The 21,671-nt window shown below is 61.5% G+C and carries 18 protein-coding genes; 5 read left to right on the top strand and 13 right to left on the bottom strand.

Features of this window, described 5'->3' with window-relative positions:
* Positions 1-207: 207 nt before the first annotated feature.
* Positions 208-1,533, bottom strand: a complete 1,326-nt coding sequence (locus tag J1G34_RS25560) for a sigma-54 dependent transcriptional regulator (protein ID WP_065895814.1) — start codon at positions 1,531-1,533, stop codon at positions 208-210.
* 328 nt (positions 1,534-1,861) lie between these two features.
* Between J1G34_RS25560 and J1G34_RS25555 the strand changes: the two genes are divergently transcribed.
* Complete coding sequence (locus J1G34_RS25555) at positions 1,862-2,122, top strand: hypothetical protein (protein ID WP_065887392.1); 261 nt, start codon at positions 1,862-1,864, stop codon at positions 2,120-2,122.
* A gap of 53 nt (positions 2,123-2,175) precedes the next feature.
* Here J1G34_RS25555 and J1G34_RS25550 read toward each other — a convergent pair whose 3' ends face one another.
* Genes J1G34_RS25550 through gnd form a run of 3 tightly spaced genes read right to left on the bottom strand, consistent with a single transcriptional unit; the run spans position 2,176 to position 5,500 of the window.
* On the bottom strand, positions 2,176-3,000 hold the full coding sequence (locus J1G34_RS25550) for an HAD family hydrolase (RefSeq protein WP_222994807.1): 825 nt from the start codon (positions 2,998-3,000) through the stop codon (positions 2,176-2,178).
* Positions 2,997-4,520, bottom strand: a complete 1,524-nt coding sequence (zwf, locus tag J1G34_RS25545) for a glucose-6-phosphate dehydrogenase (RefSeq protein ID WP_065887394.1) — start codon at positions 4,518-4,520, stop codon at positions 2,997-2,999. Before zwf ends, J1G34_RS25550 begins: the two co-directional genes overlap by 4 nt.
* On the bottom strand, positions 4,517-5,500 hold the full coding sequence (gnd, locus tag J1G34_RS25540; RefSeq protein ID WP_065887395.1) for a phosphogluconate dehydrogenase (NAD(+)-dependent, decarboxylating): 984 nt from the start codon (positions 5,498-5,500) through the stop codon (positions 4,517-4,519). Before gnd ends, zwf begins: the two co-directional genes overlap by 4 nt.
* Positions 5,501-5,759: 259 nt before the next feature.
* On the opposite strand from gnd, the gene J1G34_RS25535 reads away from it, so the two are divergent.
* The 4 genes from J1G34_RS25535 to J1G34_RS25520 all read left to right on the top strand — a co-directional run bounded on the left by J1G34_RS25535 (position 5,760) and on the right by J1G34_RS25520 (position 10,553).
* Positions 5,760-5,936 carry a DUF6026 family protein gene (locus J1G34_RS25535; RefSeq protein WP_163003427.1) on the top strand — a complete coding sequence of 59 codons (177 nt, stop codon included), beginning with the start codon at positions 5,760-5,762 and terminating at the stop codon, positions 5,934-5,936.
* 154 nt (positions 5,937-6,090) lie between these two features.
* Entirely contained in the window at positions 6,091-7,833 is a 1,743-nt protein-coding gene (locus tag J1G34_RS25530) for a phosphoethanolamine transferase CptA (RefSeq protein WP_222994806.1), read from the top strand.
* Between the two features lie 128 nt (positions 7,834-7,961).
* Positions 7,962-10,199, top strand: coding sequence for a TonB-dependent siderophore receptor (locus J1G34_RS25525; RefSeq protein WP_122464114.1), 2,238 nt, complete (start codon positions 7,962-7,964; stop codon positions 10,197-10,199).
* 141 nt (positions 10,200-10,340) lie between these two features.
* Positions 10,341-10,553, top strand: a complete 213-nt coding sequence (locus tag J1G34_RS25520; protein WP_065893035.1) for a hypothetical protein — start codon at positions 10,341-10,343, stop codon at positions 10,551-10,553.
* Positions 10,554-11,062: 509 nt separating this feature from the next.
* On the opposite strand, the gene J1G34_RS25515 is transcribed toward J1G34_RS25520, so the two are convergent.
* The 9 genes from J1G34_RS25515 to J1G34_RS25475 all read right to left on the bottom strand — a co-directional run bounded on the left by J1G34_RS25515 (position 11,063) and on the right by J1G34_RS25475 (position 21,245).
* Positions 11,063-11,554: a GNAT family N-acetyltransferase gene (locus J1G34_RS25515; protein WP_122484545.1), complete on the bottom strand. Its 492-nt coding sequence runs from the start codon at positions 11,552-11,554 to the stop codon at positions 11,063-11,065.
* A gap of 161 nt (positions 11,555-11,715) precedes the next feature.
* Positions 11,716-12,825, bottom strand: coding sequence for a cell division protein ZapE (gene zapE, locus J1G34_RS25510; RefSeq protein WP_065936577.1), 1,110 nt, complete (start codon positions 12,823-12,825; stop codon positions 11,716-11,718).
* Positions 12,826-12,874: 49 nt separating this feature from the next.
* Positions 12,875-15,163: a 5-methyltetrahydropteroyltriglutamate--homocysteine S-methyltransferase gene (metE, locus tag J1G34_RS25505; protein ID WP_065936578.1), complete on the bottom strand. Its 2,289-nt coding sequence runs from the start codon at positions 15,161-15,163 to the stop codon at positions 12,875-12,877.
* Positions 15,164-15,756: 593 nt separating this feature from the next.
* Positions 15,757-16,590, bottom strand: a complete 834-nt coding sequence (locus J1G34_RS25500) for a phosphodiesterase (RefSeq protein ID WP_065936579.1) — start codon at positions 16,588-16,590, stop codon at positions 15,757-15,759.
* Positions 16,591-16,599: 9 nt separating this feature from the next.
* Complete coding sequence (locus tag J1G34_RS25495) at positions 16,600-17,631, bottom strand: ABC transporter ATP-binding protein (protein ID WP_222994805.1); 1,032 nt, start codon at positions 17,629-17,631, stop codon at positions 16,600-16,602.
* Positions 17,628-18,422, bottom strand: coding sequence for an ABC transporter permease (locus J1G34_RS25490; RefSeq protein ID WP_065887404.1), 795 nt, complete (start codon positions 18,420-18,422; stop codon positions 17,628-17,630). Before J1G34_RS25490 ends, J1G34_RS25495 begins: the two co-directional genes overlap by 4 nt.
* Entirely contained in the window at positions 18,419-19,237 is an 819-nt protein-coding gene (locus J1G34_RS25485; RefSeq protein WP_065897756.1) for an ABC transporter permease, read from the bottom strand. Before J1G34_RS25485 ends, J1G34_RS25490 begins: the two co-directional genes overlap by 4 nt.
* Positions 19,238-20,242 (bottom strand): ABC transporter substrate-binding protein, encoded by a 1,005-nt coding sequence (locus J1G34_RS25480; protein ID WP_065887406.1) that lies wholly within the window; start codon positions 20,240-20,242, stop codon positions 19,238-19,240.
* Complete coding sequence (locus J1G34_RS25475) at positions 20,226-21,245, bottom strand: LacI family DNA-binding transcriptional regulator (protein ID WP_065887407.1); 1,020 nt, start codon at positions 21,243-21,245, stop codon at positions 20,226-20,228. Before J1G34_RS25475 ends, J1G34_RS25480 begins: the two co-directional genes overlap by 17 nt.
* Positions 21,246-21,671 lie beyond the last annotated feature (426 nt).

The raw sequence follows: 21,671 nt of genomic DNA, 5'->3' as shown, positions 1-21,671 counted from the left end.
CATCCATGGCCCAGTGCGGCTAACCCGGCGTCCTGCCGGGTTACCCACGGATTCAAGCCTGCGTTCGGCCAGCGTGGTTTAACGGGGCGCCTGAGATCAAGATCAAAAGCAAGAGCGGCTCGCTTCGCATCGTGGTTACCGGCTACGGCGGTGTGTGGCCTATGCCCCCTCCCACATTTTGATTTGCATGCACCCTTTGAAAAAAACCTAGCGGATCTGGTGTTTGTGCAGCAACCGGTAAAACGTCGGCCGGGAAACGCCCAGCACCCGGGCCGCGATACTCAGGTTGTCGCTGTGCCGGTGAAGTACGTCGCACAACGCTTGGCGCTCGGCGCGGTGCTTGTAATCTTCCAGTGTCGCCATCGGCGGCGACACGGCCTGCGGGCCTTGCAATCCCAGGTCAACCGCCTCGATCTGGCGCCCTTCAGCCAGGACCAGGCCACGGCGCACACGGTTGGCCAGTTCACGCACATTGCCCGGCCACGGGTGTCGGCCCATCGCCACCAAGGCCTCTTCGCTGAAGCTGCGCGGGCGGCGGCCGGTTTCCTGGCTATAGAAACGCGAAAAGTGATTGGCCAGCATCGCCACGTCGCCATGGCGTTCGCGCAGGGGCGCGGTGACGACTTGCAGCACGTTCAGCCGGTAATACAGGTCCTCGCGAAAGGCGCCCTTCTCGACGGCGGCCTCAAGGTCAACGTGGGTCGCAGCCAGCACCCGCACATCCACCGGGATGGGCTGGCTGCCGCCCACGCGCTCGATCTGTTTCTCCTGGAGAAACCGCAACAGGTTGGCTTGCAGCTCCATGGGCAGATCGCCGATTTCATCAAGGAACAGCGTGCCACCGTGGGCGGCCTCGATGCGTCCGACCTTGCGCTGATGCGCACCGGTGAAGGCGCCCTTTTCATGGCCGAAGAGTTCCGACTGGATCAGATGTTCAGGAATCGCTCCGCAGTTGATCGCCACGAACGGCTTGGCATGTCGTTGGGACTGCCGGTGCAGCATCTTGGCCACCAGTTCCTTGCCGGTGCCGCTGTCTCCCCGTATCAGTACCGGCGATTCAGTGGGCGCCAGCTTCGACAGCAATTTGCGCAGTTCGCGAATGGGCCGGCTATCGCCCAGCAACTCATGCTCGGGCCCACCCACCGGGGTGTTGCCCTTGCCGCGCAGGCGCGCCATGCCAAAGGCGCGCCCGAGGGTGACCTGCACCCGCGACACATCGAACGGCAAGGTGTGGAAGTCAAAAAACCATTCGCAGACGAAATCCCCGACGTTCTGCAGGCGTAGCACGTCCTGGCTGAGTACCGCGATCCATTCGGTGCCGCTACGACCAATCAGCTCCTTGACCGCCTCGGGCCGTTCCAGATGACAAGGCTGCAACCGCAACAGGCCGACATCGCAGGACCGCTCACCGACATCTTCGAGGGTACAGCTGTCGACTTCCCATCCGACCGTGCGCAAGCCGGGCAGCAACCCGTGACAATCCTCGCAGGGGTCGACGACCAACAAGCGGCGTTGCGCAGAAGTCACAACCATGACTATTCCTTGGCGTCAGTTTTTATTAATAGAAACAATAGTTTGTAGCGACCAGACAGCAACATATCAAAATATTGACGCCGTGCTTGTACCCTTTCGCTATAAGTGCGAGCAAAAAGCCATCAACCTGTAAAAAGTTGCCCACCGGCCAAACGTTAGTTCCGCTTTTAAAACAGCCGCTTAGATGACTTCAGTCAGGGAAAGTTAAAATTTCTTGTCCTGACATGTGACCCGCCCCCCACCATCGTGCATCAGTACAAGTAACCCACCGCACGGTCAGCCCAACCGCCGGTATTCACTTGAATGGGCACAGAGAGAGACGACACACATGAACGCTCCGCTGCGCATCAACGAAGCTCTTTTGATTGCAGACCGTGCCTTCCAGCCCTTCCAGTGCGTGGCCTGGCACGACGGTCATGGCGCCCTCAGCCTGAGCGTCATCGACCGCACCAATACCCGTATCGGTAGCCAACAGCTGTCATCGACCACTTACACTGACCCGGCGCAATTGGAAGACTTGCTGTTGCAGGCCCGTGCCGAGCTCGACAAAAGTGGCTACCAGTTGCAGCAATGGGCAATGCCCAAGTAAGTGAGGCGGGAACTTCCGATCACTGCATTACAGTGATCGGAAGTTGCACTTACTTATCGTGCGTTGAGTATAAATCGCTCGAACGCTTCGGCAGCACCGTCCTCGACATTGCTGCCGGTGACCACGCTGGCCTGACGCTTGACGGTTTCTTCCGCCTGGCCCATGGCAATCGATAACCCGGCCACCTGGAACATCGCCGGATCGTTGCCGCCGTCGCCGATGGCTGCCGTTTGCGCAAGCGGCACCTCGAGGTGCGCCGCCAGGGTCTTCAAGGCCTCGCCTTTATTCGCCAGCATCGCCGTCACATCCAGATAAACCGGCTGCGAACGTGAGACCTGAGCCAGGCCCTTTACCTTCGGCTGCAACTGCGCTTCCAGCTCCACCAGCAACTGAGTGTTATTGCTCGCGGCGACGATCTTGTCGACCCGGTCCAGGTAGGGCTCGAAACTCTCCACCACCACCGGCCCGTACCCTAGTCCGTCGGCTTCGCGCTGCTCCATCGGCCCGGGCGAGTCACGGCGCAGCCAGTCGCCATCGGCGAACACCCAGACTTCCACATCCGGTTCGGCCGAGAACAGTGCCAGGGTCACTAACGCCGCTTCCGCCGGCAGATGGTGGGCCACCAGGATGCTGCCATCGGGGTTGATCAACGTACCGCCGTTGAAACCCGCCACCGGCACGTCGATACCGAAGGTCTCGATCAGGTGCATCATGGCCTTGGGCGGGCGCCCGCTGGCCAGGCTGAAAAACACCCCGGCATCATGCAACGCGCGAATCGCATCGGCTGTGCGCGGGCTGAGGCTGTGATCCGGATGCAGCAAGGTGCCGTCCACATCACTGAGGATAAAACGGATGGGATGAATCGCTGCATCACTCATCCGAGGCTATGCCAGGCACGGCCATCGCGGGCCAGCAATGCATCCGACGCCGCCGGGCCATCTTCGCCGGCCTTGTAGGTCTGGATGCCATCGTCTTCTTTCCAGGCATCCAGGAACGGCTGCACGGCGCGCCAGCCGTTCTCGATATTGTCGGCGCGCTGGAACAGGGTCTGGTCGCCGGTCATGCAGTCGTAGATCAGGGTTTCATAGCCCGTCGACGGCTGCATCTCGAAGAAGTCCTTGTAGTCGAACCCCAGCTCGATATTGGCCATTTCCAGGGTCGGCCCGGGCTTTTTGGCCAGCAGGTCGAACCACATGCCTTCGTTCGGCTGGATCTGGATCTTGAGGTAGGTGGGCTTGAGCTCATCGACGTCGGTGTCGCGAAACTGCGCGTAAGGCGCCTGCTTGAAGCAGATCACGATCTCGGTGTCGCGAATGCTCATGCGCTTGCCGGTTCGCAGGTAGAACGGCACGCCGACCCAGCGCCAGTTATCGATCATCACCTTGAGCGCAACGAAGGTCTCGGTGCTGCTGTCAGGCGCGACATTGGCTTCTTCGCGATAGCCCGGCAGTTGCTTGCCGGCGATTTCACCGGCGGTGTACTGGCCGCGCACGGAGTTGGCCCGCGCATCTTCCAGGGACCAGGGCCGGATGGCACCGACCACCTTGGCCTTCTCACCGCGCACTGCGTCGGCACCGAAGGCTGCCGGAGGCTCCATCGCGACCATGGCCAGCAACTGGAACAGGTGGTTGGGCACCATGTCCCGCAGCGTGCCGGTTTTTTCGAAGAAATTACCCCGGGTTTCGACGCCGACGGTTTCTGCGGCGGTGATTTGCACGTGGTCGATGTAATGGTTGTTCCAGAACGCCTCGAACAGCACGTTGGAGAAACGGCTGATCAGGATGTTCTGCACCGTTTCCTTGCCCAGGTAATGGTCGATGCGATAGATCTGCTTCTCGCTCATCACCTTGAGCAGGCACGCATTCAACGCTTCGGCGCTGGCCAGGTCGGAACCGAACGGTTTCTCGATGACCACGCGGCGAAACCCCTCCTGCGTCTCATCGAGCAACCCGGCACTGCCCAGGCGCTGCACCACTTCACTGAAGAAGCGCGGTGCTGTCGCGAGGTAGAACACCGCATTGGCGCTGCCGCTGTCGGCAATTTTCTGCGCGATATCGGCGTAGGTGCTGTCGTCGAGGAAGTCACCCTCGACGTAGCTGATGCCTTTGGCCAACTGGGCCCACAACTGTGGGTCCAGCCCATTGTCGGCATTGCCCCGGACCTTGCCGGCGGCTTCGGTGCGAATGAAGTCCTCGAGTTTCTTGGCGAAGTCAGCGTCGCTGATGGCGTTGTGATCAACACCCACAATGCGCAGGCCATCGCCCAGCAGCCCGTCGCGACTCAGGTTGTACAGCGCCGGCATCAGCAGGCGCTTGACCAGGTCGCCATGGGCGCCAAACAGAAACAAGGTAGTGGGTGGAGCGGGTTCGGCCTTGGGTTTCTTGCCGTTGGCGGTCATTTTTTGGAAGTCTCCACGTGGCCGCCAAAGCCGAAGCGCATGGCCGAGAGCATTTTGTCACCGTAGGTGCTCTGCTGGCGCGAACGGAAACGGGCGAACAGCGACGTCGACAGCACCGGTACCGGCACCGCCTGCTCCATGGCCGCTTCGATGGTCCAACGGCCTTCGCCGCTGTCAGCCACGGAACCGGAATAGCCGTCCAGCTTCGGATCGGTCGCCAGGGCGTCGGCGGTCAGGTCCAGCAGCCACGACGACACTACGCTGCCACGACGCCAGACTTCGGCAATGTCGGCCACGTTCAGGTCGAAGCGTTGGTCTTCGGGCAGGTTGTCCGAGTTCTTGGTCTTGAGAATGTCAAAACCTTCGGCAAACGCCTGCATCATGCCGTATTCGATGCCGTTGTGGATCATCTTGACGAAGTGGCCGGAGCCCGCCGGGCCGGCATGGATATAGCCGTGCTCGGCACGCGGGTCGGCGGAGGCCGAACGGTCCCTGGTGCGTGGGATGCTGCCAATGCCAGGCGCCAGGCTCTTGAAGATCGGATCAAGGCGCTGCACGGTTTCGACGTCGCCACCGATCATCATGCAGTAGCCGCGTTCCAGCCCCCACACGCCGCCGGAGGTGCCGACGTCGACGTAGTGCAGACCCTTTTCCGCCAGGGCCTTGCCGCGACGTACGTCGTCTTTGTAATTGGTGTTGCCGCCATCAATGATCACGTCACCGCTTTCCAGCAGCCCGCTCAGTTCATTGATGGTGTCTTCGGTGGGAGCGCCCGCCGGTAACATTACCCACACAGCGCGAGGCTTTTGCAGGCCGGCCACCAGGGCTTTCAAGTCGGCGACGCCGGTGGCGCCCTCCTCGCTCAGGCCTTTGACAAAGGCTTCGTTACGGTCATATACAACGGTGGTATGCCCATTGAGCATCAGGCGCCGCGCAATGTTACCGCCCATGCGGCCTAGTCCGATAATCCCCAGTTGCATGTGCTGATGCTCCTAACTGCTAAAAAATGTGTGACATAGTTTATAGCGCAATGAGGCTAATGAGGGTTAGTCCAGAGCGGATCCGCGTAGTTTCATGCTAAAAAAGTTGCCAGCATTTCACCATCACGGTGGCAAAAGTCACACGACCACCAAAAATAAAAAAGTTCCCTTGATGTGAAAAAGAATTCAAACTTGCCACGACTGCTGCCGCTCACCTGTTTCGGCGGCGCGATCTACCCGGCTATTTGCGAGGCAAGCAATGAGCACAGCACAGATGACCCGACCGCCACAGACCCTCTATGTCAGCATCCGCCGCGATGAGTTGCGTCAGTTGAAGGATGAGCGCGATCAGTTGCAACAGGAAGTCCTGCGCCTGCGTTCCCACCTCCAGGCCCAGCTGGAGCTGCCGTCCGGCGCCAAGCCCGCACTCTGCTGAACGCCTTTGGTTAGTTTGTAAGGCAATACCTACAGAAAACTCACAAAGTTTTCACACGCCTGTCCCGATACTCCCGCCCGCGATGCCGCTCATGTTCTGAGCGGCCCGATGTTGCGCGCGTGTGCGCGACGATCATTTTCTGATGGGGCGCTGGATGGCGATGTTCAAACGCAGCACGACGACTGCGAAAGGTTTTGATTGGGCCGGCCTTGGCTGGCTATTCCTGTTTTTCTGGTATTTCTCGGGTATTACCCAACTGCTTATCCAACTGACCGGTACGTCCGGCTTCAGTGGATTCCGCCAGGCATTCTTCATGAGTGCACTGTGGCTGGCGCCGATGCTGCTGTTCCCCCGGCAAACGCGGGTACTGGCCGCCGTGATCGGCGTGGTGCTGTGGGCCTGCTCCATGGCCAGCCTGGGTTACTTCTTTATTTACCAGCAGGAATTTTCCCAGAGCGTGATCTTCATCATGTTCGAGTCGAACATTTCTGAAGCGGGCGAATACGCCACCCAGTATTTTGCCTGGTGGATCGTGCTGGCGTTCATTGCCCACACCGCGTTCGCGGTGTTCCTGTGGACACGCTTGCGCCCGGTGTACTTGCCGCGCGGCCAGTCGATCGTGGCGGCCATCGCCATCGTATTGGCGATTGTCGGCTACCCGCTGGTCAAGCAGATCGCCACCAGCGACACCATGGAACAGGCCATCGACCGCTTTGAAACCCGGATCGAACCGGCTGTGCCCTGGCAGATGATCGTCGCCTACCGCCGCTACACCGAACAACTGGACAACATGCAAGGCATGCTGACCAGCGCCAGCCAGATTCCACCCTTGAAAAACCTCAAGGACAGCATGGCCGGCCAGCCGTCCACGCTGGTACTGGTGATCGGCGAGTCCACCAACCGCCAGCGCATGAGCCTCTATGGCTACCCGCGCAATACCACGCCGGAACTGGACAAGCTGCGCGACCAACTGGCGGTATTCGACAATGTCATCACCCCGCGCCCCTACACCATCGAAGCGTTGCAACAGGTACTGACCTTCGCCGACGAAGAAAACCCTGACCTGTACCTCAAGACGCCGTCGATCGTCAGCGTGATGAAACAGGCCGGCTACAAGACGTTCTGGATCACCAACCAGCAGACCATGACCAAGCGCAACACCATGCTCACGACCTTTTCCGAACAGGCCGACGAGCAGGTGTACCTGAACAACAACCGCAACCAGAACGCCCGCCAATACGACGGCGATGTACTCGCGCCGTTTTCCAAGGCCCTGGCCGATACCGCCGAGCGCAAGTTCATCGTGGTGCACCTGTTGGGCACGCACATGAGCTACCAGTACCGGTATCCGCCGACGTTCGACAAGTTCACCGATCGCCAGGGCGTGCCGCCGGGTGTCAGCGACGCCCAGTTGCCGACGTACAACAGCTATGACAACGCCGTGCTGTACAACGACTTCGTGGTCTCGAGCCTGATCAAGGACTACGCCAAGACCGACCCCAACGGCTTTTTGCTGTACCTGTCGGACCACGGCGAAGACGTGTTCGACTCTGTCGGCCATGACACCCTGGGCCGCAACGAAGGCAAGCCGACCGCGCCGATGTACACCATTCCCTTTATGGCCTACGCCTCACCCAAGTGGCGCGAAAGCCACGACTGGAGCTTCGCTGGCGACCTGCAGCGGCCTTACAGCAGCTCGCAGCTGATCCACACCTGGGCGGACCTGGCCGGTTTGAGCTTCGACGAGCTGGACCGCAGCAAAAGCCTGGCCAGTGACAGCTTCAAGCCGCGTCCCCTGCTGATCGGTAACCCGTACGAAACCAAGCAGAAAGCCTTGATCGACTTCAGCCTGATCAAACCGAAAAAGGCCGATAGCACCGAGGTGGTGGTCAAGTAACCGAGATGTTTATAAACGAAAGATAATAATCATTCTCGTTAAAGCCTAAAGTTCCGCGCCTCCTTTCGTCTTTGAGCCATACCCGCCCTTTCCGGGGCGGCCTCAAAGACGACAAGGAGTTCGCCGCGATGCTCGCGCCTTTCACCCGTTCCATCACCCTTACCCTGGGCCTGTTCAGCCTTGCGCCAAGCGCTGAACTGCTGGCCGAAACCGACCCCGAACACGCCCCCGCCAGAGCCCTCGAACTGGGCGCCACCCGCGTCACCGCCGACGGCCTGGGCGCGACCACCGAGCACACCGGCGCCTACACCACGGGCTCAATGAGCACCGCCACCCGCCTGAACCTGTCAGTCAAGGAAACCCCGCAATCGATCTCGGTGATCACGCGCCAGCAGATGGATGATTTCAACCTCAACACCCTGACCGATGTGTTGCGCCAGACCACCGGCATCAACGTCCAGCACAATGACTCCGACCGCGTGTCCTATACCTCCCGTGGCTACGGCATCAACAACTTCCAGATTGACGGGATGCTCAACACCTTCGGCTACATGAAGAGCGATGCCGACACCATCATCTATGACCGTATCGAAGTGGTGCGCGGCGCCACCGGCCTGACGACCGGCGCGGGCGATCCTTCGGCCACCGTCAATATGGTACGCAAGCGCCCGACCGCCCAATGGCAGGCGAAAACCGGGATCAGTGGCGCCACCCATGACAACTATTACAGCTACCTCGACGTCGGCGGCCCGCTGGCCTTCGACGGCAAACTGCGCGGGCGCAGCGTACTGGCGTACCGTGACAGCAAATCCTTGCGCGATAACTATGCACTGCAGCGCGCGGTCGGCTACGGCATTCTCGAGGGCGACCTGTCCGACGACACCGTGCTGGCCGTAGGTTTTGATTACCAGGACAAGCAGGTACAAGGCACGTCCTGGGGCACCGTGCCCTACTGGAACAGCCAGGGCGGCAAGGCCGGGCTGTCGCGCTCGACCAACATGGCCGCGCACTGGAGTTCCTGGCCGCTGACCGACAAGACCACCTTCGCCACCCTCGACCATCGCCTCGGCGGCGACTGGCACCTGAAGGCCGCCTACACCCATCGCCAGAGCGATACCGATGGCAAGGTGTACTACGGCGGCGCGGGTTTCCCCAATGCCGACCGCAGCGGCATGACCGCCTGGGCCAGCCATATGCGCGGCACGTCGAGAATGGAAGCCATCGACCTCAACCTGGCCGGCAGCTACGCGCTGCTGGGCCGCGAACATGCGCTGATGATGGGCTATGGAGAGGCCGCGCAACGGGATACTTCGCCCTTCATGCGCAACAACCTGCCTGCCAGCTATTACCCCATCGCGGACTGGAAGCACATGGGCGGTATCGGCAAGTTCACCGATGAGGTCACCGACCTCAAGGGCGAGCACAGCAAGAAACAACAGAAAGCCGGCTACCTCGCCACTCGCCTGAGCCTGACCGACCGCCTGCATGCCGTACTCGGCAGCCGCTACGGCAGTTGGGAGCTGGAAAGCGCCACCCCCGAATACAACGCCAACAATCAACTGACCGCTTCCGGCAAGACCGGCCAGACCCATAACGATATGTTCACGCCCTACGCCGGGCTGCTGTACGACATCACGCCGCAGTACACCGTCTACGCGAGCTACACCGACATTTTCAAGCCGCAAAGCGCGAAAGATGTGAACAAGAAATACCTGGAGCCGGTGGTTGGCAGCAACTATGAAGTTGGCCTCAAGGGCAGCGTGCTCAACGAGCGCCTGAACCTGGCGGCGGCGTATTTCTGGAGCACCCAGGACAACGTTGCCGAGCGCGATGACGCGGTGCCGCCCAACCCGGTCACCGGCGAGGAATACTATAAATCCGGCGGCAAGGGTAACAAGGTGAAGGGTTTCGAGCTGGAGGCGGCCGGCGAAATCACACCGGACTGGAACCTGACCGCCGGCTACACCTACACCCATTCGGTGAATGGTACCGGCCAGCGCAACAACACCGGCCAGCCGTTGAACCTGCTGAAAATATCCAGCGCTTATCGCCTGCCGGGGGCCTGGCGCAACCTGACCGTGGGCGGCGCGGTGAATTGGCAGAGCGACATCCATGAGTTCGGCAACCGGCCCACGGGCGAACGCAATGACAAAGGCAACTTGATCACCACGCGGGCAAAGATCGAGCAACCGGGCTACACCGTGGTCAACCTGATGTCTCGCTACGAGTTCGACGAGCAGCTGACGGCGTCGATCAACGTCAATAATCTGTTTGACAAGAAATATTACGAGCGCGTCGGTTTTTACAATGGCGTGTATTGGGGCGATCCGCGCTCGATTACCCTGGCATTGGACTGGAGGCTGTAGCACCCTGCCCTGCGAAGTTAAAAACTATTAACTTCGCGGGGCAATTTCGTTAATTCCCACTTAATAAGATAGCGCCATAGTCGCCCCACGATCCGATCATGGAGTGACCGGACACCTATCACTATTAATGGGAATACCGTCATGAAACTTTCGACACTGATGCTTGCCAGTCTGATGACCCTGACCTCCGCCGCCGCCTTTGCAGAGGGCGGTTCAGAGCGTTCCAGGGAGTTCTACAAAAACTTCAGCTTCATTCAGGAAACAACTCACGGCAAGGCCGAACAGCAAGTTGTGTCCGCCGATGGCAAACCGGTTAAAGCCACTACTGCCGAACCCGCCCAACCCAAAAGTTGATTTAATACTGAGTTAATCCGCAAGTACCCTGTGCCAACCCGCTCCTTTGGCAAAGGTTTTATTGGGCGCCATTCAATGGCGCCTTTTTTTGCAGTGCTTTTATTAAAGTGACTTGTTCCATAACAACAATTGATCGTTCCTTGATCGTTCTCATGCTCCGCGTGGGAACGCATCCCGTGACGCTCTGCGTCACCATTACGCGAGTGCCGTTTTTTCGCTGACAGCAGGACGCGGAGCGTCCGGGGCGGCATTCCCACGCGGAGCGTGGGAACGATCATCATCGCGCCTTTTTTTCTGTGCTTTTATTAAAGTGACTTGTTCCAGAACAACAATTGATCGTTCCTTGATCGTTCCCATGCTCCGCGTGGGAATGCATCCCGTGACGCTCTGCGTCACCATTGCGCGAGTGCCGTTTTTTCGCTGACAGCAGGACGCGGAGCGTCCGGGGCGGCGTTCCCACGCGGAGCGTGGGAACGATCATCATCGCGCCTTTTTTTGCAGTGCTTTTATTAAAGTGACTTGTTCCAGAACAACATGCGGCCATGGGCGGGATCAAATACCGAATCGTCAAAACCGAACTTGCGATACGCCGACTGGGCCAGCGCATTGCCTTCAAGCACTTCCAGGGTGATCTTGCAGCAACCGCGCTGCCGGGCGATTTCCTCGACCTTCTGCAGCATCTTCTGACTCAACCCCAAGCCCCGAAACTGTTGCGCCACCATCACATCGTGGACATTGACCAAGGGCCGACAGGCGAAGGTCGAAAACCCTTCGAAGCAATTGACCAGCCCGGCCGGGACACCCCCAACGAACGCCAGCACACTGAACGCATGAGGGCGCTTGGCCAGCTCCGCAGGCAGTTGCTGCAACAGGTCGGCCGGCAAACTGTGGCCGCCGCCCATCGGGTCTTCAGCATAGTGGTTGAGCAGCGAACCGATGGCATCGGCGTGTACGGCGTTGGTGTAGCTGGCTTGCAGCACCAGGATGTCTGGGGTGTCCATTTCCTTCCTCGATAACGACAACCAGGGAACCGATTCCCTTTGAGAAGGTTGATTGTAAGCATGGAGTCGGCAGTAGATGAAGGAGATTAACGACAAATGTCTGACAGAAAGCGCGTAGATTGCACGTATCCAACGCCTCAAGCGCAGTGAACGCGGGGCTCTCAGGCGCCGAATCGCTGCAGCTGCATTTCGCGCAAGCGGCTCAAGGTGCGACGAAAAGGAAACGCCAGGTAGCCTTCGGTATAGAGACGCTCCAGCGGCACCTGGGCCTCGATGAACAACGGCACTTTGCGGTCGTAACACTCATCCACCAGCGCGATGAAGCGTCGCACGCTGTCATCATGCCTGGACAACTCCGGCAATTGCCGATCCCCCGCGACCACGCGCTCGGCGCCGTCTTCGGTACCCCGGGCAATACGACCAGGGCGCTGCTGTGCGCTGAGGTTGGGCACCTCTCCCAGCAGGATGGCCTTGAAGCGATCACACAGCAGCATGAAATCCATCGCCGCCAGGGGTTGTTCGCAGAGCTCGGCGTAACGGCACCACAGCACCGCGTCACTGGCCTGCACCGCCGCTATCGTGCGATGCCCCACGTTCACTTCCTTCTCGTCGCTGAGGGTTTGCCCGTCGCTCATCTGCCGGAACAGCGTGGCCAGTGCATCGGGCCGATTGACCCAGTAGCGCTGCAGACCCACGCCGGGATGCAGGCGATGATCCTCGCCGCCGTCCACGGCCAGCACCTGCATATTCCGATTGATCGCCGCGATACCCGGCAAGAACCGCTCACGGTTGAAACCTTCGGCGTACAGATGCTCAGGGGGTTGATTGGAGGTGCAGACCATCACCACGCCCTCCTCGAACATCACCTGAAACAGACGGCCGAGAATGATTGCGTCACCGATGTCATTGACGAACAACTCGTCGAAGCACAGCACGCGCACGTCCCGGCTCAGTTCCCGCGCCACCGCCTGCAGCGGGTCCCGGGTCCCGGTGAGCTGGAACGAGCGCTGGTGCACCCAGCCCATGAAGTGATGAAAATGCTGGCGGCGCGCGGGCACGCGCAGGCTTTGATGGAACTGGTCCATCAGCCAGGTCTTGCCGCGCCCCACCGGCCCCCACAGGTAAACGCCGGTAATCGGCGAACCACTCTGGTGCAACGCCTGGTGACAGGCTTGCAAGGCCTGCACCGCCCGGCGTTGAGCGTCGTCGGGCACGAAGCCCTGCCGGGCGATAGCGTGTTGATAAGCGGCGAGCGGCGAGTCGAAAGTCATTGGCGCAGTATGCCGTACAACGCAAACGTCTACCGCGCAATCTTCGCCCTCAGCCCAGTTCCGCACGCAGCTGGCGCGCCGCCGTCACCATGTGGATCAACGCCGCTTCCGTCTCCGGCCAGCCACGGGTTTTCAGGCCGCAATCGGGGTTCACCCACAACCGCTCAGCCGGAATCCGCTTGGCCGCCTTGCGCAGCAAGTCAACCATCTGCGCCACCTCCGGCACCCGTGGCGAGTGGATGTCGTAGACGCCGGGGCCGATGTCGTTGGGGTAGGCGAAGGCTTCGAACGCATCGAGCAACGCCATGTCCGAGCGCGAGGTTTCAATGGTGATGACGTCGGCATCCATCGCCGCGATGGACTCGATCACATCGTTGAATTCGCTGTAGCACATGTGGGTGTGGATCTGGGTCTCGTCACGCACGCCGCAGGCGCACAGGCGGAACACTTCGGTGGCCCAGTCCAGGTAGTGCGGCCATTGCGCCTGACGCAACGGCAAGCCTTCGCGGAACGCGGCCTCGTCGATCTGCACGATCCTGATACCGGCGGCTTCCAGGTCCACCACCTCGTCACGCAGCGCCAGGGCCAACTGCCGGGCCTGCACTTCACGGCTCACGTCTTCCCGTGGGAACGACCACATCAGCATGGTCACCGGGCCCGTCAACATGCCCTTGAGCACCTTGCGCGTGAGGCCCTGGGCATAGCGAATCCACTCCACCGTCATCGCTTTCGGACGGCTCAGGTCGCCGTAGATCAGCGCCGGTTTCACACAGCGCGAACCGTAGCTCTGCACCCAGCCGAAACGGCTGAACGCGTAGCCGTCCAATTGCTCGGCGAAGTATTCGACCATGTCGTTACGTTCGGCCTCACCGTGCACCAGCACATCCAGCCCGAGGTTCTCCTGCACCTCGACCGCGTGCCTGATCTCGCTGTGCATCGCTTCGACGTATTCGGCTTCGCTCAACTTGCCGGCCTTGTACGACTGGCGCGCCAGGCGGATCGACGCAGTTTGCGGGAACGAACCGATGGTAGTGGTGGGAAACAGCGGCAGGTCGAGGCCGGCCCGCTGCTTCTCGATACGCTGGGCAAACGGCGATTGGCGCTGGCTGTCCCTGGCGCTGATCGCGGCAACGCGCGCTTGCACGGCGGGCTTGTGAATACGCGGCGAAGCGGCGCGCGCAGCCTGTACCGCACGACTCTCAGCCAGCGCGGCCAGCACCTGCGGCGCCTCGGGCTGGTCGAGGGCCTGGGTCAGTACCGCGACTTCCGCGCACTTTTGCAAAGCGAAGGCCAGCCAGCTCTTCAACTCGCCGTCCAACTGGTCTTCACGCGCCAGATCCACCGGGCTGTGCAGCAGTGAACAGGACGGCGCGACCCACAAGCGCTCACCAAGTTTGTCCTGGGCGTGTTGCAACGTCGCCAAGGCTTTTTCCAGGTCACAGCGCCACACGTTACGGCCGTTGACCACGCCTAGGGACAGCACCTTATAAGCCGGCAGGCGATCAAGAATCGTCGGGTATTGCTCCGGCGCGCGTACCAGGTCGATGTGCAGCCCGTCGACCGGCAGATTGGCGGCCAGGCCGAGGTTTTCTTCCAGCCCGCCAAAGTAGGTGGCCACCAGTTTCTTCAACGGATCACGCTGGATCAGGTTGTAGGCACGCTCAAAGGCGTTCTTCCACTCCTGCGGCAGATTGAGCACCAGGATCGGCTCGTCGATCTGCACCCACTCGACACCCAGCTCCGCCAGGCGCTGGAAGATCTGGCCGTACAGCGGCAGCAGGCGGTCGAGCAGATCAAGCTTGTCAAAGTCGCCGCCCTTGGCCTTGCCCAGCCACAGGTACGTCAGCGGGCCAATCACCACCGGCTTGACGGCGTGCCCGAGGTCGCGGGCTTCCTGGACTTCTTCGAACAACTGGTCCCATCCGAGGTGGAATTGCTGATCGACGCTGAACTCCGGCACCAGGTAGTGATAGTTGGTATCGAACCACTTGGTCATCTCCTGGGCGTGAGCGCCGGCGCAGCACGCATCGCTGACGCCGCGGGCCATGCCGAATAACGTGTGCAACGTGGCCTGGCCATCGGCCGGACGGAAACGCTCCGGGATCACGCCAAACATCAGCGAGTGGGTCAGCACCTGGTCATACCAGGCGAAATCACCGGCGGGCAGCAACTCGATGCCGGCCTGTTTCTGCAGGTCCCAATGGGCCTTGCGCAAGTCACGCCCCACGGCGCGCAGGCCGGCCTCATCAAGCTCGCCCTTCCAGAACGCTTCCTGCGCTTTTTTCAGTTCACGATCGCGTCCAATGCGCGGAAATCCGAGGGAATGAGCGACTGCCATGACTTTTTATCTCCAATGTCGGTATCTATGGCGGTCATTGTCGGGAGATGGTGATAATGAGACAAACTCATTTTTCTTTAGATGAATACAAAATTTATTCATACAGACAGCAACGCAGCGCCCACCCGTAACCACGATGCGAAGCGAGCCGCTCTTGATCTTGATCTGCTTTTGATCTCAGGCGCCCCGTTAAACCACGCTGGCCGAACGCAGGCTTGAATCCGTGGGTAACCCGGCAGGACGCCGGGTTAGCCGCACTGGGCCAGGGATGGCCCATTGCGGCGGCCCACGGATTCAAGCCGGAGAGAGGGCACACCGAGCCTGGGCGAGGTGCCGAGTGGTGGGGCAAGAGCCCTTTGGTTACTTTGGGGCTTTTCCAAAGTGACCCGCCGTCAGGGCGGAACCCTAAGTGGCCGTTACCTAAATAATGGATATGTACTCGGTGTGATCCCAGATACTGGCTGGCCCTAAGGCCGCCATCGGGGGCAAGCCCCCTCCCACAGGACCGAGGCGTATCAGGTCCGGCCTCGCGCTCGAGTTTTTTGTGTAGATACACAGGCTCCCACAGTGATTACATCAGCGGAATCGAAACCTCAGTCAATCAACCCATGCGCGTCATAGAACGGATACGGCCCCGGATAGTCCCCAAACACGCCGTTATGGCTGATCAAACCCTGTTGCGCATCCCAGCGATGCAACAGATACCCCGGCGGCTCCAGGTTGAAATGCGCGGGCGCCGCATCCTGCAAATCCAGCACGATCTGGTGGGACGTGCCGGGGCATACACAACTGAGGCTGGCACCGAAACGGCGCTGCATCGGCCGGTGCAGATGCCCGCACAACAGGCGCTCCACCTGCGGGTGACGTGCCACCACGCGCTCCAGGGCGGCGGCGTTGATGAAGGGTTCGCGGTCCATATGGCCGATGCCGCTGATAAACGGCGGGTGATGCAGGATCAGCAAGGTCGGCGCCTGCGGGCGCAGCGCCAGTTGCTCATCGAGCCAGTGCAATTGGCTGTCCAGCAACTGGCCGCCATGGCTGCCGGGAATGGTGGAGTCGAGGCCGATCAGGCGTAGCGGATGCGTGTCTACCACCCAGTCCAGCGGGCCCTCTGCCGATAACGGCAAGTAGGCATGATCGCCGAACGCATCGAGCAACGGCCCGCGCGCGTCGTGGTTGCCGGGCACCAGGTAGCACGGCATGTGCAGGCGCGCGAGTTCAGGGTGCAGCACGGCGTACTCATCGGCGCGGCCAAAGTCCACGAGGTCGCCACTGATCACCACGATGTCAGGCCGTGGTTGGCTGGCGTTCAGGTGATCGACGGCGCGGCGCAGCGCGCCCAGGGTGTCAACCACGCCATAGGTGAGGCGCTGGCCGGCCTTGAGGTGCAGGTCGCTGATCTGTGCAACGAGAAACGGATGATTCACAGTGGATTCTCACGCATTCAGGGTGAACAACATGTGCGGCGCAATCGCCAGGGCAATCGGCGCGCCGACGGCGTACAGCTGGTTGTCGCTGCTGTCGACCAGCAACGGTTGCGGGCCGCCCACGTCCACCAGCAAACGGCTCTGCGCGCCCTGGAAGAACTGCGCCAGCAGACGCCCGTGCAAGTGCCCTTCGCTTTCCATCACCCGCAGATGTTCGGGGCGGCAATACAGGGTGTCGGGCTGGTCGGCGCCGTGCCACGGCAGTTCGCCGCCGCAGACTTTCAAGCCCTTGGGCGACGACCCGCTCACGGCGAAGGCGTTGAGGTTGCCGACAAAGCCTGCGACAAAGGCATTGGCCGGCTTCTGGTAAATATCCCGTGGGCTGGCCAGTTGTGCGATGCGTCCGTGCTCCATCACCAGGATACGGTCGCCCAGGGCCATGGCTTCGCCCTGGTCGTGGGTGACGAACACCGAGGTGATGCCAAGGCCGCGCAGCAGTTCGCTCAACTCACTGCGCAGGCGCTCGCGCAGTTGTGCGTCGAGGGCCGCCAGCGGTTCGTCCAGCAGCAATACTTTCGGGCGTGGCGCCAGGGCGCGAGCCAGGGCGACGCGCTGGCGCTGGCCGCCGGAGAGTTCATGGATACTGCGCTTGCCGTGCTGCTGCAAGCCCACCAACTCAAGCAGTTCTTCGCAGCGCTTGTTGCGCTCTCGCGGCGCCATCCCTCGAATCTTCAAGCCGTAGACAATGTTGCCGGCCACATCCAGGTTGGGAAACAGCGCGTAGTTCTGAAACACCATGCCCACATCGCGGCGCTCAATGGGCAGGCGAGTCACGTCCTGATCACCGAAAAACACCTGGCCCACGTCCGGGCGTTCCAGGCCGGCGATCAAGCGCAACGTGGTGGTTTTGCCGCAGCCGGACGGGCCGAGGATCGCCAGGGTTTCGCCGCCTTCGACGGTCAGGTCCAGGTCATGCACGGCCACGGTGCCGTCGGCAAACGCCTTGCGACAGCCTTGCAGGCCAATAGTAATAGCGGTCATCGACGCTCTCCACGGGACAAACGGGCACTGATGGCCTGCAGCGCAATCAACAGCGGCACGATCATCAGCAGGAAGATAAGGGTGTAGGCACTGGCGATTTCCAGGCGCGCCGAGGCGTAGCTGTCGGCGAGGCCCACCGGCAGGGTCTTGGTCATCGGCGTGTGGAGCATCCAGGTCAGGTTGAATTCACCCAGGCTCAGGGTGACCACCATCAGTACGCCGGCCAGAATCCCCGCCCGGCAATTGGGCACCACCACGCTGAAAAAGCGCTTGATCGGACCTGCACCGAGGCTGGCGGCAGCTTCTTCCAATACCGGCAGTTGCTGGCGCTGCATCACCGCCATCACCGGGCGCACCAGGAACGGCAAGGTGAACAGCACATGGCCGACGAGGATGAACAGCCAACTGCTGCGAAAGCTGCCGAACTGGCCGTACGTCAGCAGCAGCGCCAACGCACTGGCCAACCCTGGCATCGCCACCGGCAACACCATCAGTTCTTCGAAGGCGCGACTGAAACGGTTGTTCATGCGCACCAGGGCATAGGCCGCCGGCACACCGATCACGCAGACGCACACCGCGCAGGCCAGGGCCAGTTGCAGCGAGAGCCACACAGTGGGTGAATAGGCTTGCCACACCTGGATCAACCAGTCGAAGGTCAAGCCGCTGGAAACGCCGACAAAGAAGTTGCGTGTCAGCCCCGCCAGCAGCGACAGCAGCACCGGCACCAACATGAAGGCGCACACCAACAGGGTAAACAGCAGTTGCAGCACAAACAGCGATGAGCGCTTCACAGCACAGTCCCCGAATTTTTCACCAGGCGCCGCGTGAGCAGCAGCACGGCCCAGGTCACCGCGCCAAGCACCACCGACAGCGCAGCGGCGACGGCAAAGTTGGCGTAATTGGTGAACACGTTATAGATCGCCACGGGCGTGACGTTAAGGCGCGTGCCCAGGGTGAACGCCGTGCCGAACGCGCCCATGGACGTGGCAAAACAGATCGCACCGCACGACGCCAGCGCCGGCGCCAGGCCCGGCACGATCACATCGCAGACCACGCGCCAGTGCCCTGCCCCCAGTGAATGCGCGGCCTCCTCCAGGCTGCGGTCGAGGCTTTCGCAGGCAGCCATCACCGTCAGAATTACCCGGGGAATCGAGAAGTACAGGTAGCCCACGAACAGCCCTGCCAACGAGTAGGCAAAGATCCAGCGCTCACCGGCCAGTTGCAGGCCCAGGGCGGCAAACAGTCCCTGGCGCCCCGCCAGCAGGATCACCAGGAACCCCACCACCACCCCGGGAAACGCCAGCGGGAACGTGAGCAATGCCACCAGCGCCGAGCGCCCGAAGAACTGTTGCCGTGCGAGGAAGACACCGCTGATACCGCCGATCACCAGCGCGACCAGCGTCACCATCCCTGCCAGGATCAGGGTTTGCCCCAGGCTGCCCAAATACTGCGCACTGCTGAGCACCTGCCAGTAGCCGCTGCCGCTGCCATCGCGGCTTTCGGCGCCGAGCACCATCAGGTGCGCCAGCGGCAACAGCCAGAACGCGAGCAGCACCGCGAAGGCCGGGGCCAGTGCCCAGGCGGCGTGTTTTGCCGATGTCGCCACTTACTTGACCTCGTTCAGGTAACGGGCGGCGAAGGCTTCCTGCACAGCGGCCATTTTTTCGTAGTCCACGACACCGGCGCGGGCATAGTCACTGTCCGGGAGGAACTGTGCGGCGACGTCCGCCGGCATTTTCATCGGCCGCACCGGGCGCAGGTAGGCCTTGGCCCACAGTGCCTGGCCCTCGTCCGAGAGCACGAAGTCGAGGACTTTTTCCGCGTTCGCACGGTGTGGCGCGTTGGCGACCAGGCTCATGACGTAGGGCACGCTGATGCTGCCTTCCTGCGGAATCACGAAGGCGACATTGGCCTGGTCTTTGTAGCGGGCGCGGTAGGCGTTGAAGTCGTAGTCGACCAGGATCGGCAACTCGCCGGACAGTACCCGTGCGTAGGCGGTCTGCTTGGGCACGATGGGGCTGTTTTTTGCCAGTTTGCGAAAGTAGTCGATGGCCGGGGCGAAGTTGTCCAGGTCACCGCCCATGGCGCGGTTGATCGCCACCGCCGACACGTAGCCGACAAAGGCGCTGGACGGATCGAGGTAACCGACCATGCCTTTGTACTCAGGCTTGAGCAGGTCGGCCCAGCTTTGCGGCACCGGCAGACCGCCAAGTGCGTCGACGTTGACCATGATGCCCAGGGTCCCGGAATGGATCGCGAACCAATGGCCGGCGGGGTCTTTCAGGCCGGCGGGAATCTGCTCCCAGGCCTTGGGTTTGTAGGTGTCGACCACCTCGGCTTTTTGCGCCTGCAGGCCGAAGGTGACGCCGTAGTAAACGACGTCGGCCACCGGCGCGGCTTTTTCCGCCACCAACTGCGCCAGGGACTGGCCGGAGTTTTTGTTGTCCAGCGGCACCTGCACGCCGGTGCTGGCGGCGATGGCCTTGAGCTGGGTGCCCCAATCGGCCCAGTCCGGCGGGCAGTTGTAGCAAATCGCAGTGTCGGCGGCCTGGGCCAGGCTGGCCGCACCGCACAGCAGCAGGGCTGCCAGGGTTTTACTGAGTGCGCGCATCAAGGGTCTCCTCATGGGGCTGGGTACTTTCGCCTGGCCGGATATGGCAAGGCAGGCAATGGGACGTCGGGGCGTTGCCGGCGATTTGCGCCAGCAGTTGGTCAATCACGGTGCTGGCCAGCAGCGCAATGGGCTGCACCACGCTGCACAGGGTCGGGTGCATCTGGGTGCCGAGGCTGATGCCATCGAAGCCCATCACAGACAGTTGCCCAGGAACGTTCCAGGCGTTGCGGCGCAGTTCGGCAATCAGGCTGATCGCCAGGAAGTCGTTGGAACACACCAACGCCGTGGGCGCGTCGGGGCTCTTGAGAAACGGCGCGATCGCCGTGAACTCGGCCTGGGTGTGGGCCGGCATTTCGATCACCGGGCGGCTCTTGAGACCGTACGCTTCCATCGCCTCGCAATACCCCGCATGCCGCAGACGGGCACGGTCGGACTGCAACGCGGGGCCGGCGACCATGCTGATCCGGCGGTGCCCGGCGTCCAGCAGATAACGCGTGGCCAGGGCCATGCCCGCGCGGTTGTCGACCGACACGGCGCTATAGTTGGGGTTGCTCGGCTGATGGTAGGCCAGCACGAAGGGTGTCTTTTCGGTGTTCAGGCTGCTGAGCACGGCATTGCTTTCGGCATCGGTGACCGTCAGTACCAGACCGTCGACGCGCTGGCGCAACAGTTCTTCCACTACCGTGCTTTCGCGCTCGCTGCTGTAATCGGTGGTGGCCAGCACCAGGCTGTAGCCCCGAGACCGCGCGGCGCGCTCCATGGCCTGGAACTGCTCGGCGAACACTGGGTTGAGCAGGTTGGGCACCACGACGCCGATCAGTTGGGTGGTCTGCAGGCGCAACTGGCGGCCCAGCAGGTTCGGCCGGAAACCCAACTCACGGGCGGCGGCGAACACCTGTTCACGGGTGACCGGGCGCACCTGGTCCGGTGAAGCAAAAGTGCGGGCGGCGGTGGCGCGGGACACGCCAGCCAGGCGTGCTACGTCTTTCAGGTCAGTCATTGGGGCTCGCTTGAGATCGATCTCATTGGCGAGGACATTAGCGAGGGAATGTGGCAGGAAGGTGGTGGAAAGATGACGGTTTGATGTCAGTGCCCCGACTGCATATCGCGCTCAATGTGGGAGGGGGCTTGCCCCCGATGGCGGCCTCTGGGGCGGCCGGGATGGTGGATTGGGTTGAGTACATATCCGTTGCTGCGGTCACGGCTACTTAGGGTTCCGCTTTTACAGCGGGTCACTTTTGGAAAAGAGCCCCAAAAGTAACCAAAAGGGCTCTTGCCCCACCACTCGGCACCTCGCTAATGCTCGGTGTGCCCGCAATCCGACATTGATGTGGGGGGCCGCCGCCACGCGCCATCCATGGCGCGGGGCGGCTAAACCGGCGTCCTGCCGGTTTACCCCCCACATCAATATCGAATTGCGGCCAGC

It is taken from the genome of Pseudomonas sp. Wu6 (assembly GCF_019891515.1).
Lineage (GTDB): Bacteria > Pseudomonadota > Gammaproteobacteria > Pseudomonadales > Pseudomonadaceae > Aquipseudomonas > Aquipseudomonas orientalis_A.
This window is presented reverse-complemented; position numbering and strand designations above follow the sequence as displayed.

What these genes read in the sequence shown, in the direction of transcription:
- J1G34_RS25560 (WP_065895814.1), bottom strand. Translation starts at nt 1,533, where the DNA reads ATGGTTGTGACTTCTGCGCAACGCCGCTTGTTGGTCGTCGACCCCTGC.
- J1G34_RS25555 (WP_065887392.1), top strand. Translation starts at nt 1,862, where the DNA reads ATGAACGCTCCGCTGCGCATCAACGAAGCTCTTTTGATTGCAGACCGT.
- J1G34_RS25550 (WP_222994807.1), bottom strand. Translation starts at nt 3,000, where the DNA reads ATGAGTGATGCAGCGATTCATCCCATCCGTTTTATCCTCAGTGATGTG.
- zwf (WP_065887394.1), bottom strand. Translation starts at nt 4,520, where the DNA reads ATGACCGCCAACGGCAAGAAACCCAAGGCCGAACCCGCTCCACCCACT.
- gnd (WP_065887395.1), bottom strand. Translation starts at nt 5,500, where the DNA reads ATGCAACTGGGGATTATCGGACTAGGCCGCATGGGCGGTAACATTGCG.
- J1G34_RS25535 (WP_163003427.1), top strand. Translation starts at nt 5,760, where the DNA reads ATGAGCACAGCACAGATGACCCGACCGCCACAGACCCTCTATGTCAGC.
- J1G34_RS25530 (WP_222994806.1), top strand. Translation starts at nt 6,091, where the DNA reads ATGGCGATGTTCAAACGCAGCACGACGACTGCGAAAGGTTTTGATTGG.
- J1G34_RS25525 (WP_122464114.1), top strand. Translation starts at nt 7,962, where the DNA reads ATGCTCGCGCCTTTCACCCGTTCCATCACCCTTACCCTGGGCCTGTTC.
- J1G34_RS25520 (WP_065893035.1), top strand. Translation starts at nt 10,341, where the DNA reads ATGAAACTTTCGACACTGATGCTTGCCAGTCTGATGACCCTGACCTCC.
- J1G34_RS25515 (WP_122484545.1), bottom strand. Translation starts at nt 11,554, where the DNA reads ATGGACACCCCAGACATCCTGGTGCTGCAAGCCAGCTACACCAACGCC.
- zapE (WP_065936577.1), bottom strand. Translation starts at nt 12,825, where the DNA reads ATGACTTTCGACTCGCCGCTCGCCGCTTATCAACACGCTATCGCCCGG.
- metE (WP_065936578.1), bottom strand. Translation starts at nt 15,163, where the DNA reads ATGGCAGTCGCTCATTCCCTCGGATTTCCGCGCATTGGACGCGATCGT.
- J1G34_RS25495 (WP_222994805.1), bottom strand. Translation starts at nt 17,631, where the DNA reads ATGACCGCTATTACTATTGGCCTGCAAGGCTGTCGCAAGGCGTTTGCC.
- J1G34_RS25480 (WP_065887406.1), bottom strand. Translation starts at nt 20,242, where the DNA reads ATGCGCGCACTCAGTAAAACCCTGGCAGCCCTGCTGCTGTGCGGTGCG.
- J1G34_RS25475 (WP_065887407.1), bottom strand. Translation starts at nt 21,245, where the DNA reads ATGACTGACCTGAAAGACGTAGCACGCCTGGCTGGCGTGTCCCGCGCC.